At 42.8% G+C, this 16,276-nt stretch carries 14 protein-coding genes; all 14 read right to left on the reverse strand.

Features of this window, described 5'->3' with window-relative positions:
- Positions 1–43: 43 nt before the first annotated feature.
- Genes KI809_RS00225 through KI809_RS00290 form a run of 14 tightly spaced genes read right to left on the reverse strand, consistent with a single transcriptional unit; the run spans position 44 to position 16,275 of the window.
- The gene (locus KI809_RS00225) at positions 44–1,216 is read right to left on the reverse strand and encodes a glycosyltransferase family 4 protein (RefSeq protein WP_214169516.1); all 1,173 of its coding nucleotides are present in this window, start codon (positions 1,214–1,216) and stop codon (positions 44–46) included.
- Positions 1,209–3,089 (reverse strand): asparagine synthase (glutamine-hydrolyzing), encoded by a 1,881-nt coding sequence (gene asnB, locus KI809_RS00230; RefSeq protein ID WP_214169517.1) that lies wholly within the window; start codon positions 3,087–3,089, stop codon positions 1,209–1,211. The genes KI809_RS00225 and asnB overlap by 8 nt, the downstream gene beginning before the upstream one ends.
- A gap of 47 nt (positions 3,090–3,136) precedes the next feature.
- Complete coding sequence (locus tag KI809_RS00235; protein WP_214169518.1) at positions 3,137–4,045, reverse strand: glycosyltransferase; 909 nt, start codon at positions 4,043–4,045, stop codon at positions 3,137–3,139.
- On the reverse strand, positions 4,023–5,288 hold the full coding sequence (locus KI809_RS00240; protein WP_214169519.1) for an O-antigen ligase family protein: 1,266 nt from the start codon (positions 5,286–5,288) through the stop codon (positions 4,023–4,025). Before KI809_RS00240 ends, KI809_RS00235 begins: the two co-directional genes overlap by 23 nt.
- 23 nt (positions 5,289–5,311) lie before the next feature.
- The gene (locus KI809_RS00245; RefSeq protein ID WP_214169520.1) at positions 5,312–6,817 is read right to left on the reverse strand and encodes an oligosaccharide flippase family protein; all 1,506 of its coding nucleotides are present in this window, start codon (positions 6,815–6,817) and stop codon (positions 5,312–5,314) included.
- Positions 6,814–8,109: a glycosyltransferase gene (locus KI809_RS00250; protein ID WP_214169521.1), complete on the reverse strand. Its 1,296-nt coding sequence runs from the start codon at positions 8,107–8,109 to the stop codon at positions 6,814–6,816. The genes KI809_RS00245 and KI809_RS00250 overlap by 4 nt, the downstream gene beginning before the upstream one ends.
- Positions 8,110–8,164: 55 nt before the next feature.
- Positions 8,165–9,175 (reverse strand): polysaccharide deacetylase family protein, encoded by a 1,011-nt coding sequence (locus tag KI809_RS00255; protein WP_214169522.1) that lies wholly within the window; start codon positions 9,173–9,175, stop codon positions 8,165–8,167.
- Positions 9,172–10,281 (reverse strand): ATP-grasp domain-containing protein, encoded by a 1,110-nt coding sequence (locus KI809_RS00260; RefSeq protein WP_214169523.1) that lies wholly within the window; start codon positions 10,279–10,281, stop codon positions 9,172–9,174. The genes KI809_RS00255 and KI809_RS00260 overlap by 4 nt, the downstream gene beginning before the upstream one ends.
- Positions 10,282–10,310: 29 nt before the next feature.
- Positions 10,311–11,315: a polysaccharide deacetylase family protein gene (locus KI809_RS00265; RefSeq protein ID WP_214169524.1), complete on the reverse strand. Its 1,005-nt coding sequence runs from the start codon at positions 11,313–11,315 to the stop codon at positions 10,311–10,313.
- 9 nt (positions 11,316–11,324) lie between these two features.
- Entirely contained in the window at positions 11,325–11,933 is a 609-nt protein-coding gene (locus KI809_RS00270; protein ID WP_214169525.1) for a serine O-acetyltransferase, read from the reverse strand.
- Positions 11,930–12,925: a GNAT family N-acetyltransferase gene (locus KI809_RS00275; protein WP_214169526.1), complete on the reverse strand. Its 996-nt coding sequence runs from the start codon at positions 12,923–12,925 to the stop codon at positions 11,930–11,932. The genes KI809_RS00270 and KI809_RS00275 overlap by 4 nt, the downstream gene beginning before the upstream one ends.
- The gene (locus KI809_RS00280) at positions 12,915–14,021 is read right to left on the reverse strand and encodes a glycosyltransferase (protein ID WP_214169527.1); all 1,107 of its coding nucleotides are present in this window, start codon (positions 14,019–14,021) and stop codon (positions 12,915–12,917) included. Before KI809_RS00280 ends, KI809_RS00275 begins: the two co-directional genes overlap by 11 nt.
- Positions 14,018–15,088 (reverse strand): glycosyltransferase, encoded by a 1,071-nt coding sequence (locus tag KI809_RS00285; RefSeq protein WP_246559089.1) that lies wholly within the window; start codon positions 15,086–15,088, stop codon positions 14,018–14,020. Before KI809_RS00285 ends, KI809_RS00280 begins: the two co-directional genes overlap by 4 nt.
- 44 nt (positions 15,089–15,132) lie before the next feature.
- The gene (locus KI809_RS00290; protein ID WP_214169529.1) at positions 15,133–16,275 is read right to left on the reverse strand and encodes a glycosyltransferase family 2 protein; all 1,143 of its coding nucleotides are present in this window, start codon (positions 16,273–16,275) and stop codon (positions 15,133–15,135) included.
- Position 16,276: the final 1 nt, after the last annotated feature.

Raw genomic sequence — 16,276 nt, forward strand, 5'->3', positions numbered from 1 at the left:
TAATCCAAACAACGAGCCCTGGCCAATACACATACCAGATTCATCATTTAGCCATTAATGAACACATCAGCTTTTCAATTAAAAACGCTTGCTGGGTTACATCATATCTTTTTGCCGCCATTGGCACAAATTCATTGAAAGATTCTTTCACACAATTCTCCATAAAAAACAAAATTTCCTTTCCAAGAGCATTGCTATCTTTAGTTGGAACGATATGAGTGGGAGTATCCCTGACAACTTCTCTCAGTCCAATACAATCGGAAGCAATCAGTGGTGTTCCAGCAACCAATGTCTCCATTGCCAATAACCCGCATGCCTCCCATATTGATGGCATGACAACCAAATCTAGCCCTTTAATCACGCTTGCCACATTATCGGTAAAAGGCAGAAAAATGAAATACTCTTTGAGCCCTCGTTCTGCAAGGGCTGCTTTTTCTTCACGAATGAAGCCACCTTCGCCAAATGCAAGCACTAAAGGTTTTTTTGGCAAGTTTCCAGATTTATTAAAGAGTTCCATTGCATCAACCAAATAGACAAACCCTTTTGGAGACATAAACCGGCCCAAAAAACCGATTAAGAAGAAATCGTCATCGATGCCTAACTCATTACGCAAATTTCTTGGAACCGCATTAAGAAAACGTTCCGTTTCAATTCCGTGAGTTACAACCACGCATTTATCTTTAATCCCCTCAAATAAAGGCGAAACCTGCAACAGATTCGTATATGCATCATTGCTTACTAAATGTACAGCATCCACCAGTTTCAGAGTCACCCACATTACAAACAGCTTCAATTTACCGCGAACCCCTTTAAAAAGCATAGAGGAGAGCATATCATGGGAGGTCAGTATGTGTGGAGTGCGGAGGATATAAGCTGAAAGTGCTGTGCAGATGCCAGAAGTGAAACCATGGGAATGTACTAGGTCATATTTGCCGCGGACAAGCAGCTTGAGTGCGGCCAAAAAAAGTTCGGAAGATGCTGGATTACGGGAGATTTTGATTATTTCAAAATCGAGCCCACAGAAATCATGCTCAAGTAGATCAAGTTCAGGATTATCTGGGGCAAGAATTGAGAAATAATACTGCTTAGGTTCAAAGCGGCGATAGACATACCGCATAAAAGTCCGAATACCACCTACTGGCCAGCGGACAACAAGCAGTATTCTTTTCTTTCGAAACGTGTAATTATTGTCATTTTTTTTACTAGGTTCAGTCATTTCGAAGCTTCCCGTCGATTAATTCTCTGTACCACATTTCTAACACCATAAGAGTCCATATGATGTAGCTGTGATCGCGACGTCCGCGACGATGCTCTTCAACCATATTTTTCAAATATCCAGGATTAAAATTGCCACGCTGTAGAGCCCTTGTTCCGATAACCAGATCCTCACTCATTTCTTTCCATTCGCGATTGATCCATTGGGCTACTGGCATGGCAAAACCCATTTTGGGCCTATCAACAATATCATGGGGTAGCAACTTATACGCAAGTTGCTTGAGCATATATTTTGTCGTGCGCCCACTAACCTTGTACTGTACCGGAACCCTAAATGCAAATTCGACAAAAAGATGATCCAGCATCGGAGCTCGTGCCTCCAAGGAAACCGACATACTAGCCCTGTCAACTTTGGTCATGATGTCTCCGGGTAGATAGGTCTTGCAGTCGAGGTATTGCCGACGGGTTACAGTGTCGTGCATCTTCACTCTAGGAAGCAGCATCCGCAGCGGGCCGGAAGGGTCACTCGTACCAACTTGAGCTATTAATTCAGGGCTGAAGAGTTTTCCATGAATCCAAGAGACACCTTTGGTCATTTTAGCAATATAACGTTCATCCAAATCCGCTGCCAAATAGCGTAACGTGTTGATCCCAGGGAATGACTCAGGAAGATATCTAACTGAAGTCCCCATAATTGCCTTACGTATTGGCAAAGGCATTTTATCTGCGAAAACACTGAGTTTGCTATCCAAGTAACGATCATAGCCTCCGAACATTTCATCACCGCCATCCCCTGACAGTGCCACAGTAACGTGCTGGCGTGCCAGACGCGACACATAATATGTAGGAATAGCAGACGAGTCGGCAAAAGGTTCATCAAACATCTTTATAAGGTGAGGAATAACCTCTTCGGCATCAGGGCGCACAATCTCTTCATGGTGGTCGGTGCCATATTGTTCGGCCACCATCCGCGCATAGGGCAATTCATTGTATTTTTTCTCATCAAAGCCAATAGAAAAAGTTTTTACCGGTGCACCCATGTTTCGCGCCATAAGAGCAACAACCAGGCTTGAATCAATACCTCCGCTCAGAAAAGCTCCCAGTGGCACATCACTGACGAGCCTGATCTTAATTGACTCCTCTAGAAGACGTTCAGTTTCCTCAAATACCTGCTGTTGCGACAACGAATAATCTGGCTGGTATTCAATATCCCAGTAGGAATCAATGGAGATGCGGCCGCTCTCCCAAGTTAACCTATGACCTGGAGGCAGTTTATTAATGCCTCTGAAGAGAGTGTCAGGATCCGGTGAATAGCCATAAGCAATATAGTTGGCGATACTTGAGCTATTAACCTCTGGCTTTAGAGATGGAAACCGAAGTATGGATTTTATCTCAGAACCAAAAACGATCTTTTCCCTGTCATACAGATAATGAAGTGGCTTTTTCCCCAATCGGTCACGAGCCATAAAGAGGCGATATTTTTTTGAGTCCCAGATAGCAAAAGCAAACATTCCCCGCAGATGAGTCACGCACTCCTGACCATACTCCTCATACAAGTGGAGGATAGACTCGGTATCCGAATTTGTTGCAAAGCGGTATCCCCTCTTTTCCAGATCCGCCCTCAGTTCACGATAGTTATAGATCTCTCCGTTAAAAACAATATGTATTGTTGCGTCTTGATTTGCCATCGGTTGGTGCCCACCAGCCAAGTCGATAATCTGGAGACGTTTCATTCCTATGCCAACGGCACCTTCCAGCCACATACCCCACTCGTCTGGCCCACGGTGGTGGATAGCGGTGCACATTGCTTCGATCACGGATGGATCAACGAATCTCGCTTGGTCAGTATATATAAGGCCTGCAATCCCACACATTTTAATTCCTAAGTTAATCTTTGTGAAAATAAAGCTATCTTATGCTGTTAATTCGGTCCAGTTAGCCTCTCCCTGCCAGCCAGTACTCGCAAAGATCGGTAAGGATCCTGAATGCCGGCGAGAAACAGATGGTATGCTGACTTAACATACTGCCTTTCCTTCAGATAACATTGGCCTAGCCTGAAATGAAGAACCGCTTTACGTCGCCTGACTGTTACTAAAGGATATGGGTATCTTTTTAGGGCGGCCTGAAGAATCTTAAAACCATTCTTCCAGCGCTCCAATGTCCGTGTATTACTGATACTGCCACCATGTCTGCGATAATTCCAGAGACATTCGTCCATATAACCTATGCGCGTAACTTCAGCAATTCTAATAGCATAATCGTGGTCCTGTGCAGAACGAAGCGCCTCATTTAAAAAACCTACTTTTTCAAACACAGCCCGCCGAAAAAGCGCGTTGGAAGGCACATTGTAGCAGCAGTCTTCCAGTACCTGTTCAGGTCCGGTAGGCGGCCGGTGATCGCCATAATGCATCTGGTACAGCTCCTTGCCATTTTCATCGATATGCATGCCATTGGAATACACAAGACCATATTCCGGATTCTTCTCCAGAAATCGCACTTGTTTTTCAATTTTACCCGGAGCAAAGAGATCATCACTATCAAGAATCGCCAAGTAATCCCCCCTGCTCTGACGCAACCCGAGATTGATTGCCGCGGATTGTCCCAGGTTGGCGCAGCCTTGGTGTTCGAGAATGGTTATACGCCGGCCAAATGACTCCAGCACCTTGCGCGAACCATCTTTACAACCGTCATCAACCACAATCAATTCGATATTCGGCCAAGTCTGGGAGAGAACACTATTAACCGTTTCAGCAATATATGACTCGCGGTTGTAACAAGGGATAATAACACTAACCAAGGAGTTAGAATCAGGTACATTGGGGTTCTGCATTGAGCATTACCTCTCGTTCTTGTGCCAAAGCATGACAGACTGTTGCCGTTCCACCGAAGAAGTACCATTCCCAGCTGATCAATCCGAAACAGGAAATACTATAGAACAGATCCATAAATACCCATGCAAGAATGGCTGAAGACAACCTTATCAACCAGTCATTTGAGTCATATCCTTTAATAAGTAAAAGCTTCTGCGCTTGTCTCAAGCACCTAACTATTGCAACTATATAAAGGATGAAAAGGGAAAACCCAATTATGCCGATGCTTTGTAAAACCTCAATATACAAATTATGAGTAATTTGGGAACTATGACCCAAAATATTCCAATTTGCCTCCCTTGTGGTTCCAAGCCCATTGCCAAACAAAGGGTTATTCGAAATAGTTCCTAACTGTCTTATCATACCATTGATTCTACCCTGCCTTGTGTCAGCACCAGCTACTGTGGAATCGATCAGAGAAAGATATCGTGTCTGCATATCCGAACCAAGCTGTCCCATTAGCAGAACGGCCAGCGGGAGTACCAATACAACTGTTATAATCAGATTACGACGTATGTTTTTACTAAGGAGCACCATCGCAAAAATGACTGCACCTAGGGAAAGAAGACCACTACGCGAGCCAGTTAACAACAGTGCCTGAGCTGAGGGTATTAGAAGCGCCACAAAAAGAATCTTACCCCACGAACCCTTCTGCCATAGTAAATAAAAGAGGAAAGGAATAGTACTAACAATCACCCAAGCCAATTGATTTGGATTAACCACATCAGACGGAGCGCCACTTAAACGCTTGAGGCCGGTCATGACACCGTCGGTATGAGAAAATGCTACGCTGCCCCAATAACCGGCAGTGATATGCAGATAAAGTGGTTCCAACACGCGAAAGACCTGACAAAATAAAAACACCCAGATAAAGAGGCGCAACTGTTTTTCTGTACGGACGGCTCCTACCACCAGCACATAAAAGAGAGCCACCTTAATCCATTCCGTAAGATTATTTTGAATGACCGAGCCTGGCCAAGTGACAAGTGGCAGACTAAGAATGATATATAGAATAAGCCCGTTCAACCTACGCGCAGTTTCCTCACCCAGACGTAGCGTATCTTGACGTTGCTGGACAAAAATTATCAACAGCGTCCCAACTCCCAGCAGTAAATCAAACCGCAGCGAACCCAACACCGGGATCCGTGCAGTTAAATGTAGAAAACTACTTGATATATACAACAGCAACACAATAAATGACATTTATCAGCTCTTTATATCGGCATTTAAATACTTCTTGTTTTAATTATGTTAAATAACCGACATCGTTCATCTCTATGTAATAATATAATGAAAGAGAGTACAAATAGCACGCTCCCTGATACTCCTACAATGAATATTCCCCCATAACCAATTGGGTTAAAATTGGCTATAAGCACATAATAAAATAATGCAGTTATGATACATGGCAGCAGTGATGGTAGAAGCGCTTGTATTAAATAATCAAAGAACTGGCCAGCTATCTGCTTGCATACAATATATAAAATTAGAGGTTCAGCAATCAGTGCAGGCAATAATGTCCCAATAGCAACCCCCTCTTTGCCAATGATTTTTGCCAATACTATACTAATTAGTAGATTTACAATGGCTTCGTATGTCCTTATCTTGGCCAGCACTCCATGCTTACCAATACCAGTTAATATTCTGCCGTGGAAAGGGTTTATCATCTGGATAAATGTTGCAAAAGCCAGAATATAAAGTATTAATCGACCTTCTTGGCCATATTCAGAACCAATCCAGACATCAAGAAACCTTGGTCCTAAAAAACCGATCGCAATAAAGCCGCACACCACTACTCCAACCATATACCGAGATGATGTATAATAAACTTCTCTCGTTTTTTCTGGAGTTGAATTTGCATTCAGTTCACTGAAAAAAGGCATGAAGCCAAGCGTAGCAGCAGATATAAAATTACGAAGCTGATTAACAAGGTTAGAAGGCATCACATAGTATGCAACTGCTGAAGGAGATAGTACTGTCCCTATTACGAGAGAATCAGTGCTGTTTCTTATTCTGGTTGCGATACCAAGTGCAAAACTCTTGAAACCAAATCCCACAAGTTCACGGATAGTATCTGCTGATACATATTTGAAAGCAAATCTATATCCCCCATATTTATCTAACCTCAACAGTAAATAATAATTAATAAACTTGAGAGTAAAACCAATTGTGTTTGCTAAGGTGAGAACAAGTAGTCCATAACCGTGCTTCAAGAAAAAATATATAATAGATGTTCCAACAACTGTGTTCACAGCCGTCAGGCCGCTTGTAAGCCAATAGCGTTGATGACCATGGTGAACCGATGTGATTACATTCCCTGGAAAACTTATCAGAACCTGGCAAGCTACTATGGTCAAAAAAACTGTATATCGCGAAGAAGGTGCATTGGGAGGAACTAAGCCTTGCGCCCCTGCAAAAGCCCAAAGCATGAGAGCTACGGCAACCAGTGCTCCAATAGCTGTTGAAAAAACAAGGGCGGAACTAAAGATGCGTTTGAGCTTCTCTTCATCATTAACAGCTGCATAACGGGCTATAAAACGAGTAACTGCTGGCTGCATACCAAGCTCAAGCATACCCATATAACCAACAACAGATAGAACAATCTCATAAATACCGTATTCGTGCTTACCTAATGCCTTCAAAATGCATGGAGTAAGAACAAACGACACTCCAAGTCTAAGGAGCAATATCGCAACATTTGATATTGAATTATTAAATAATTTTTGTATCATGTCCTAATTCTTGGCGGCCTAGAAATTACATTCCCAATAATATCGGCAAAACCACTCATAACATTTTCCTCTTCATATTTATCAGTTCCTTCAAAGGTAAAATTTGTATTATCAGATTGGCTGTCACATTTAAACTTTCGACTAATTTCAGTTCTAAGAATTTTGTGGATACTATCATGATCTTCAGATAACAACACATAACCGCTTTTTGTCCTTCGAATAACTTCTGCGGTTTCTCCTTCACGTGTTAGAGCTAGGATTGGGATTCTGCAACCAAGGTACTCAAAAAGCTTTGATGGTAACCACCCAGGTCTGGTACGATCACCAAATCCTGTAGAAATAAGAACCATGTCTGCGGCAAGTGTCATTGCAATAGCCTGTTCATGTGGCATTCGGTCAAAATACACAATTACTCCATCAAGTCCGAGTGAACTGATTACCTGCCGCGTAATATAATCACCTGATCCGATCAGATGAACGCGTAACACTGTCATGTAATAGGATCTATCGGAAGATGGCATTACCTCAAACCAGCTCTTCAGCGCACGAAAGAATCCGTAAGGATCTTTTCCTGGGTAAAAAATACCTGTGTAGCAGACAATAAAATGATCTGGGTCTTTTTCTACAGCCAAAGAAGTCTTATTTCTGTCATAACTATTTGTTACAATGTGAAATTTGTTCTTATCAATAAACGAGTGTTTTTCCATCAATATTTTTGAATAAGTGCCGGTGGTTGAAATTACGGCGCTTGCCTCAGTCATAACTCTTTTTTCAAGATACCCTTCCAAAAATGTCAGTTCATGGTGCCCCTTGGTGGGATAATAATCCCAAGGGTCGCGTAAATCCACAATCCAAGGGATGTCAAATTTCCTCTTTATCAATAGACCTGCAAGATGGATTGAATGTGGAGGCGAGGTGGTCAATAACACATCTATTTGACTCACTTTTGCAAGCTTAATAAATGCTCTATAGAATGAATTGACATGGGCAATTCCCAAATCCGGCTTAACCCAACCATCTAAAATGTCCCGACCAGTACCAATGAAACGAGCCACTAACCCACGATTCCAGATCTTTTTCACTCTCGGAGTGGAAACATAGTGAATCTGTACGTCACTTGCAATTTCATCCAATAGAGAATAGTCCAAGTCATGACCTGTATCAGGTGGATGGGTGAGAATGATAACTCTCCACCCAGCTTTACAGAGAAACTTAGACAAGCGATACGGTCGCAATGCGCCTACGATGTTTGTAGGAGGGAAATTACTGGTTATAATGGCAATAGTTTTCATATCGATTATTTGTACACGTAATTGAACATATTACTTCCCACTTGGTTATACTTGATCATAATAGTGCCTTAATCCTAGCCGTAACATACTCCATGCCGCACAATCGCCAAATAAACTCTTTACGATCATCGTCCGCACCCATCCTTGGGACAAGAAACGGATTCCATTCTCGCGGAGGATTACCATGAACTGCTCCTCTGTAACCAGCCTCTGCAGTCGCCTTAACCACAGCATCATTGATGTCGTTCTCCCCACCATGCGGATAACAGAAAGTTGACACCTGCCCATTGAGCATCTGTTCGATTTCAACCTTGCTGTCATTAAGCTCTTTAAGCATTTCATCAACAGGGATCATCGAAAGAACGGGATGAGTGAGCGTATGAGACCCGATTTCAATACGGTTCATCTGCATTTCACGGAGTTCATTCCAATTGCATGCTTCATAATCTTTGCTCGGGAATCTAGGCACTTCAATTCCCATAGATTCTGACAGTGACTTAATTAGCATCTCCCGTTTCGTTAGGGGTAGGCGGATACATGTATTGGAAAGTCTCATCCACGAAGCGAGGCGGCTAGCATTGTCTAGCGTATTTATCTCAAAACAGTCATGATTAAACTCGAACGAATATCTGCCGGACTGGAGTTGTTGGACAATGTATTTAAGTTTGTCAGGCCATAACCATATTCTCTGCTGGATGAAGTCACTGGTAACGAATAACGTTGCAGGTACCGATGACTTTTTTAGAACTGGATAGGCATACTGGTAAAAATCTCGGTATCCGTCATCAACCGTTATGATTGCACAATTTCTAGTGGAAGCCTGTCGTTGCTTCCGCAGAAGGAATTCAGCGAAACAGATGACTTCATATTTTTCAGTTACTCTCTCAATATGCCATTCAAACTCATCTTGACTGATTCCCCCCCAAATCGTTGAACCGGGTTCGCAAAAACGATGGTAGAGGAATATTTTGGGGTAATCCTGCGTCAATTTCATTGCACAATTGGTAAGAAAAGGACTTTTCACAAAAGCAGACTTCAGGATACTTTTGATTGACCAATGGCTCATAACAACGCCGCAGCCTTTGAACCAGCAGACACGTACCTTGAGTACATCCTGTCAAGCCTGTCCAATACCCCAATCTTAAACTGCAGCATGCTCTGGGACAAGATATAGCGCAGCAAACCAAACTGAAAAAAGCAGACCATAAGAATTAAGGTTTTAATCGGTTCCCCCCAGGTTTTTCCAGCATGGAGAGGCTTTATTCGATTGGCAGGTATCTCAGGATCAATAGCTATATCGACAAAATTTACTCCATCAATTAGTGAGTAGTGAACATTTGACCAAAAACGGGGGTTCACTTCTATAAAATAATTGCTCTCCTCAGCTGGGATATATCTGAAGTCGATATTAATTGGCCCGGAATATTTTGTCATAGCGATCAGTTTCTCAGCCCAGAAAAAAATCTGATCATTTTTAACAAAGGTACTAATTCTGAGTCTGTCCCTGTTTAATATGCTGATGCTATGGAATTTCTGCACAGTCCATGAAACAATGGACCCGTTTCTACAAAATCCGTTAAAAGCAAAGTCATGGCCCAGAAGATACTCCTGGACTATATAGTCTTCTGCAATGTCAGATTCAGGGCCTGCGAGGGCATCTTCAGGCGTTTTAGCTAACCGGATGCCTTGTTTTCCTGCGCCAAGTCTATGTTTGAGAAGTACGGGAAATTTTTTGAAGGAGTCCATATCCTTAAAAAAATCTTTTCCTGCAATTGTTGCAGGGTGTGGTAAGCCATGCGATGAACAATAATGAGCAAAATTCAGTTTGTCATCCAATTCGTTTATCAACGCAAAATCCGGTAGCTCAACCACGCGGATAAAATTGTACAACCGGTCGATCGACGCAGAAATTAACTTGACACTGCAAAATCCACTCGGCATTAACACATCGTACAGGTGAGCATACTTTTGCAGATACTCTATCAAACAGTCCGCTGAAAATTCATTTAGAGGGCTAAGTGCAATCCTCCCAAAATTTGTCATAACGTTTGCATAGTTATGTGGTTCAAGAAGAATCGTCACTTCGTACTTGTGGGCCACTTCCCTAAAGCAGCGCACGAAAATATTTATATCATCTGCAGTTGTCCCGAATAATAACACCCGAGTTTTCAATGCAAATCTCCATAGTTACATTCAGGCGTTCAATTCATCTTCGCGGACTGCCTAGCAAAAGAAAGAGATTCACCACCGTATAACTTCCAGAGGAAATCAGCCCGGTCATTACTGACGCCCATGCGGGGAACCATATATCGATCCCATATGACAAGGTTAGTCCCGAAAACAGCACCGATGTACCCCGCACGTGCCACGGCAGCAATTACGGAATCATTGACATCACCAGGACCACTATTCGGGTAGCAAAAAGATTTAATCGAGGCTGATAATCGCTCCTCCAAAATAGTTTTGCAGCCACCGATTTCAAGATCAAGCATATCGGTATCAATCTTCGATAAGATCGGGTGGTGGACCGTATGACCACCTATTTCTACCCCTCCTGCTTTCATCTCTCGCAACTGTTCCCATGTTACAGGAGCATATTCATGAGGAGGACGCAAAGGTAATTCTATCTCCAACGCCGCTTCTATCTGTTTTATAAAAGTTAAACGTTGCCTGTCTTTGCAGCAAATACAATAGTCTGAGAAAAACTTCCAAGCAATATATCGATCATGCTCATTTTTCAAAGATAAGGTGACCTGTTTACCATCAACAGCTACCGAACAACTAGATAGAGTCGTCAAGTACAACGCATACTCAAGTCGATCAGGCCAGAGCCAGATATTGCCATCAACAAAACCAGTGGTCACAAAAAAAGTAGCCGGTAACTTCCGTTTGGTTAGTTCTGGCCAAGCCCATTGATACATATCGCTGTACCCGTCATCGACAGTCAACACAACACATCCGGTTGGCCATCTACCGTACTGCATATAGCGAGCAATACAATCCTGTAAAGTAATGACATCAAAGTCTTTTTTAATGACGTCTAGTTGCCAGGCAAAGGTCTCTGCGTTCACCCGATGCGGTAATGACACGCCCGGTGGAGTAAAACGATGGTAGACAAAGACCTTGGGAAAAGATCCGAAAATTCTGTTCAGTAACTTCAGAAGCAATCGGCTGCTAATTAGGGTTCGCTTTAGATGCTGGCGCATATTATTGATTCACATCTTGTTTTTATTAAAGTTTACAAAATCTCGACTTGAGCCAAAGTTTATGATCTTGGCCGGAATACCGACCGCAACAGCATTATTGGGAAGATCTCTAGTTACTACTGCATTCGCACCAATAGCAACATCATTGCCGACAACTATTTTCCCAAATAATTTTGCGCCAGGGCCGATGTAGACCCGATCACCGATAACTGGTACAAACTGCTGGTCTCCACGTCCCGCTTGCCCAATTGTAACCCCCTGAGAGATATTGCAACACTCACCGAGCACTGCCATTGGAGACAAGATGATCTGGCCGAAGTGACCAATATACAAGCCTCGTCCTATTTTGGCAGTAAAAGGGATCTCAATGCCGGTGGTCATCTCAACCAACTTTTGCCAAATGGTAATTAGCGGCAGTAACACTTTGACAAGCGGACCAAATTGTTTTTTATTTCTAACACACCATGACCCAGCCCGATAAACAATTAAGGCCCATATTCCTTGAGTCAGAAAGATCTTTTTGACTTTTCCCAAAGAGCTAATCGAATTAACTGCATCATTGGGGTAAAAATACCGGTAGAGATCAAACTTTAAATACTGGTTGCAAGGTGTTTTCATAGGTATTCAATATCTCCATCACCGTGAACAAAATGAAGTGATGACCAGTCAATTATTTCATTATCCAACTGTCCTGAATAACAACTGAAATGGGGAGTCTCTCCCCGATTAAAAAAATAATTCCTACTCAAAGCATCGCGCATTTGTTTCAATGTTGCCCATGCAATTAATTTGCTTGCCCGCGCATCACGAGCAAAACTTTTGGCAAACATAACCGAGGCTTCAGGTTCGTCAAGAGTTTTCACATCCCACAAAAGATCCACAAGATAAACAGTACTTCCAGTAACTCTCAACACTATCAGAGATACAGCCTTATCATCACTTTTTCTCAGGAAAAGTCTGTAACTCCTGTGAGGAATTTCAAGATATCGCCACATTAGGTATTGTAAGTCTTTTATGATGCCATCACGCTGTGCTCTATCACAAAAATCTTGCAGATCATCTGAAATGGTGTGTAACTCTGAATAACCCTTTACCAGGAATGCTCCCATACCCAATGAATTACAAGCCAGGTTTCTAAAACCTATTTTCTTTAACGCCCACTTAATTGGGTCAACAATGCAAACCTGGTAGGTATTAGGAATAATATCCTGATATCCAATCTTTTTAAGCACCTTATACATTTCATCGGCTGTTCCCTTTGAAAGCTGTAATCCTCCGGCAGCCGCCGCCATTGTGTATAGCTCTCGAATTAAACCTTTACCCCGGTATTCAGGATGTACCATAGAGTTTGAAGCAAAGAATGCTGAGAGCACTTTCCCTTTATGCAATATCTCAACAGGATGCCTGATTGTTACCCCGACAATTGTGTCATTTACCTCGGCACAGAAAAGAGTGACTGGCAACTTAGAAGGATATTGTAATAACTCCCATTGAATTCGTTTTTGAAAAGATTCTGAGTCCCCATAGACAGTTTTAAAAAGGGCACAATATTTATCCAGCAGTTCATCAGATGCAGGATATGAGAAATATTTTACCTCTTCATCGCTCATGTGAAATGTCTCTGGTGAGGCTTGAATAAAACTTCTGATGGGCTTCGATCATCTGTCCCATAGAATATTGATTACGAACCTTTAAGGCATTGGCAGATCCGATTCGCGTGCAGTTATTCCTGTCAGCCAGAAGCAACAGGAGTCTGTCTGCAAGCTCATCAGTATTGCCAACTTCGTACAAATAACCGTTTTCGCCATCTGAAATTAATTCTACATTACCCCCTGCCCGTGTCGCGACTACCGGGATTCCGCAGGCCATATATTCGATGATAGCGTTGCAGAATCCCTCAGTTTCTGAGGTAATAACACCAACAGTGAATCCGAGAACTTGTTGGATGGGGTTCGATATCATGCCAGTAAAGGTTGTACAACCGGCAATTCCAGATTGGAGCGCCAGCTCTTGTAATTCTTTCTGCAAATGGCCACCTCCAATCACAACAAAAAGTACATCCGGGTTCGTGCAGTGGACCTTGCCCGCTGCAAGGATGAAATCCTTAACCCTTTTTACCGGCCTATTCAGATTGGCAACGATTCCGATAATCGGCACTGTTGAGGTTGGCACGGGAGTATCTGCTATGGCAGATAGATCAAAACCATTATATATAACAGTTATCCTATCACCATCTATTCCATCACAAGCAGCAAAGCTTTCCTTTACCGCCTCAGAGTTTGCGATAAACCCATCATAGAAAGGATAAGAAAAACGCATTTTTCGGCTTTCAGATGGCGTTCGCCAAAAACCCAGATCTCGAAAAGAACCTATTAAGCGATATTGGTTTAAAGGCTTTATCAGAGCAGCAAGAAGGAAAGGATCCTGAAAGAATGTCTGTACTATCTGAATTTTATTCCTATGAATAAATTGAGAAAGGTTTTTTTCAACTCCAAATATTTTCATAGATGCAAAACTTGAAAAATTCAAACATAATTTAGGCACATCAAGCTCATCAAACAGCCCCTGAGATGGTTTCAAGGTGCAGAGATGAGGAGTGAAACGGTTGCGGTCGAGGTTACGGATCAGTTCAGCCAACTGACGCTCAGTGCCCCCATGAGTAAGGCTGTCTATCACATAGAGTATATTTATTTTCTCATTAGTCACTGGAGCACACCCTTGTATATTTCCAGATATTCTTCAGCCATTCTCCTGCTTGAATACGCTATGATAGCCCTTTGCCTGGCTGCGGTCACTCTTACTCCTGCCTCACGCGGGTTCTGAATTACATGAGCAATCGCATGCCCAAGTTCCTCCTCTGACCCCGGATTGACAAGAAGTCCACAGCGCCCGTCTTGAAGCACATCCGGAATTCCTCCAACACAACTCGCCACAATCGGAATTGAAGCCTGCATTGCTTCCAGAAGAGAAATCGGCAATCCTTCAGTATGTGAAGAGATGGCAAACAGATTAAAGAAAGGTATATAGCGACGAGCATTATTTTTAAAACCAGGCATAAGAACACGGTCAGAAATGCCCAGTTTTTCAGTAAGAGCTTCCAGCTGAGCACGCCATCCCCCTTCACCAAGTATAACCACCCGTATCTCCGGGAATTCATCTGTTAAACCTGCAAACGCCCGCAAGAGAATATCAAACCCTTTCTCCTGAGATAGCCTGCCAATAGCCCCTATGGTGAAACCCTTTTCGCAGAAAGAAACAACCTCTGCATCAAAGTCTGAATCATCCTCTACAGTCAGTTCACCAACAATGCCGTTATCAACAACCGAAACCTTATTAATAGGGATTCTTTTAATACGTGGATGCTTCAGCATCTGAGTGTTGACCAAAACGATTCGGTCCACCCCTGACAGGGCTTTCGAATCAAGCCATTCGTACAGCATCATTCTATTGACCCCACCAGTCCAAGTCCATCCGTGAACAGTGCTAACTAGGGGGAAACGTCGTGCGAAGCGCGGCAAAAGACCAAAAAAAATGTTCCCTTTATACCCATGGGAATGAATCAGATCAACCCTTTCATCCTGGGCAAAACGAAGGATTTCAGCTACGCCAAAAGGATTTGGCCCTGGCATCATGCGAAATTTTATAACACGCAATCCTAGACGAATCGCTTCTGTTTCTAAAGACTTTTCCTGAATGGAATGCTCGGCAATGCTTGCAAGGACAGGCTCTAACCCCATTCTAACTTGTTCACTCATTAGGGCAAGAAGCATCATTTCTGCTCCATATAGACCGCCACTGTCGATTACATGTAAGATCTTCAACCTTTCCTCGGCGTCCAGAGAACCTGCTTTTGCCCTCGCAAAAACCTAATAAAAGCATGAGCAGAAGCGATATTGAGCAAGGTAAAGTATCGGCAAAGGCCTAATAACTTGGAAGAACAACCCATTTTTTCCATTAATGGCGAAGCATACCCTCCCACGTAACAAAAAATTTGGGTGGCAAGCAAGCTTTTAAACAGGAAGCCATGTGAATACAGAGCAATGTTTGTGATCAGGGCGACAACAAGAAAAATGAAGCATAAATACCGCAAAACTTTGTGAGACCAAAGTTGCCAGGCAAAAAGCAAATTATCATATCTAAACAACAGATGTCGCATATCCCACAAAGCCCAGTAAGCTCGCAGTGAAACCCTGACTCTCATTCGATACTCATCGGATGAACCGGAGAGAGCGGGTTCATGAAGCAGGGCCTTTTCTTCATAAACAACCCTGTACCCCTGATCTATCACATTAAGCGGAAGGACAAAATCTGGAAGTTGGTCTGGCCTCATAGGCCGGTACAGTTTTTTGCGAACGGCATCTATCCCTCCGTCAACACCAACAACAGAACCAATTTTGCTTTCTACCTCACGTAGGAAATTTTCATACTTCATGTAAGCAGAGCAACCCGCGGCGTTAACAGTCCCATCCGGGTTGGTATAGACCATTTTTCCCGTTACATAACCAACTGAAGGGTCTGAAAAGTTAGTAACAAGATGATAGAGTGCATCAGGCGCATACAGGGAATTCGCATCTGAAAACACGATAATTTCACCAGACACTTCTGAAATCGCCATATTAAGAGCAGAGGTCTTGCCTGCCCGCGGTTCTTGTCTAAGTAGGCGAAGTTGTTTGCAGTTAAACCGCCCAACAATTTCATCAGTCCCATCGGTTGAGCCATCGGAAACAACAATGATTTCCAACTTATCAGAAGGATAATTCAAAGAAAGTTTATTCTTAATTGTAGCCTCAATCACATGCGATTCATTGTACGCAGCAATAAGAATTGAGACAGTTGGCAAAGATTGGCCTTGCTTGATTGGTCTGGGGGATAATCGGGCAATTATTAGGGCAATAATAGGATAACCTACATAAATGTAGATAACTGCAAGGAGTGACCAGATGAGTAACGGAAGCAGCATT

Origin of the sequence: Geoanaerobacter pelophilus (assembly GCF_018476885.1) — a bacterium.
Classification (GTDB): domain Bacteria; phylum Desulfobacterota; class Desulfuromonadia; order Geobacterales; family DSM-12255; genus Geoanaerobacter; species Geoanaerobacter pelophilus.

Coding starts and splice junctions, on each gene's coding strand:
- KI809_RS00225 (WP_214169516.1), bottom strand. CDS start 1,216: ATGACTGAACCTAGTAAAAAAAATGACAATAATTACACGTTTCGAAAG.
- asnB (WP_214169517.1), bottom strand. CDS start 3,089: ATGTGTGGGATTGCAGGCCTTATATATACTGACCAAGCGAGATTCGTT.
- KI809_RS00235 (WP_214169518.1), bottom strand. CDS start 4,045: ATGCAGAACCCCAATGTACCTGATTCTAACTCCTTGGTTAGTGTTATT.
- KI809_RS00240 (WP_214169519.1), bottom strand. CDS start 5,288: ATGTCATTTATTGTGTTGCTGTTGTATATATCAAGTAGTTTTCTACAT.
- KI809_RS00245 (WP_214169520.1), bottom strand. CDS start 6,817: ATGATACAAAAATTATTTAATAATTCAATATCAAATGTTGCGATATTG.
- KI809_RS00250 (WP_214169521.1), bottom strand. CDS start 8,109: ATGAAAACTATTGCCATTATAACCAGTAATTTCCCTCCTACAAACATC.
- KI809_RS00255 (WP_214169522.1), bottom strand. CDS start 9,175: ATGAGCCATTGGTCAATCAAAAGTATCCTGAAGTCTGCTTTTGTGAAA.
- KI809_RS00265 (WP_214169524.1), bottom strand. CDS start 11,315: ATGCGCCAGCATCTAAAGCGAACCCTAATTAGCAGCCGATTGCTTCTG.
- KI809_RS00270 (WP_214169525.1), bottom strand. CDS start 11,933: ATGAAAACACCTTGCAACCAGTATTTAAAGTTTGATCTCTACCGGTAT.
- KI809_RS00275 (WP_214169526.1), bottom strand. CDS start 12,925: ATGAGCGATGAAGAGGTAAAATATTTCTCATATCCTGCATCTGATGAA.
- KI809_RS00285 (WP_246559089.1), bottom strand. CDS start 15,088: ATGATGCTTCTTGCCCTAATGAGTGAACAAGTTAGAATGGGGTTAGAG.
- KI809_RS00290 (WP_214169529.1), bottom strand. CDS start 16,275: ATGCTGCTTCCGTTACTCATCTGGTCACTCCTTGCAGTTATCTACATT.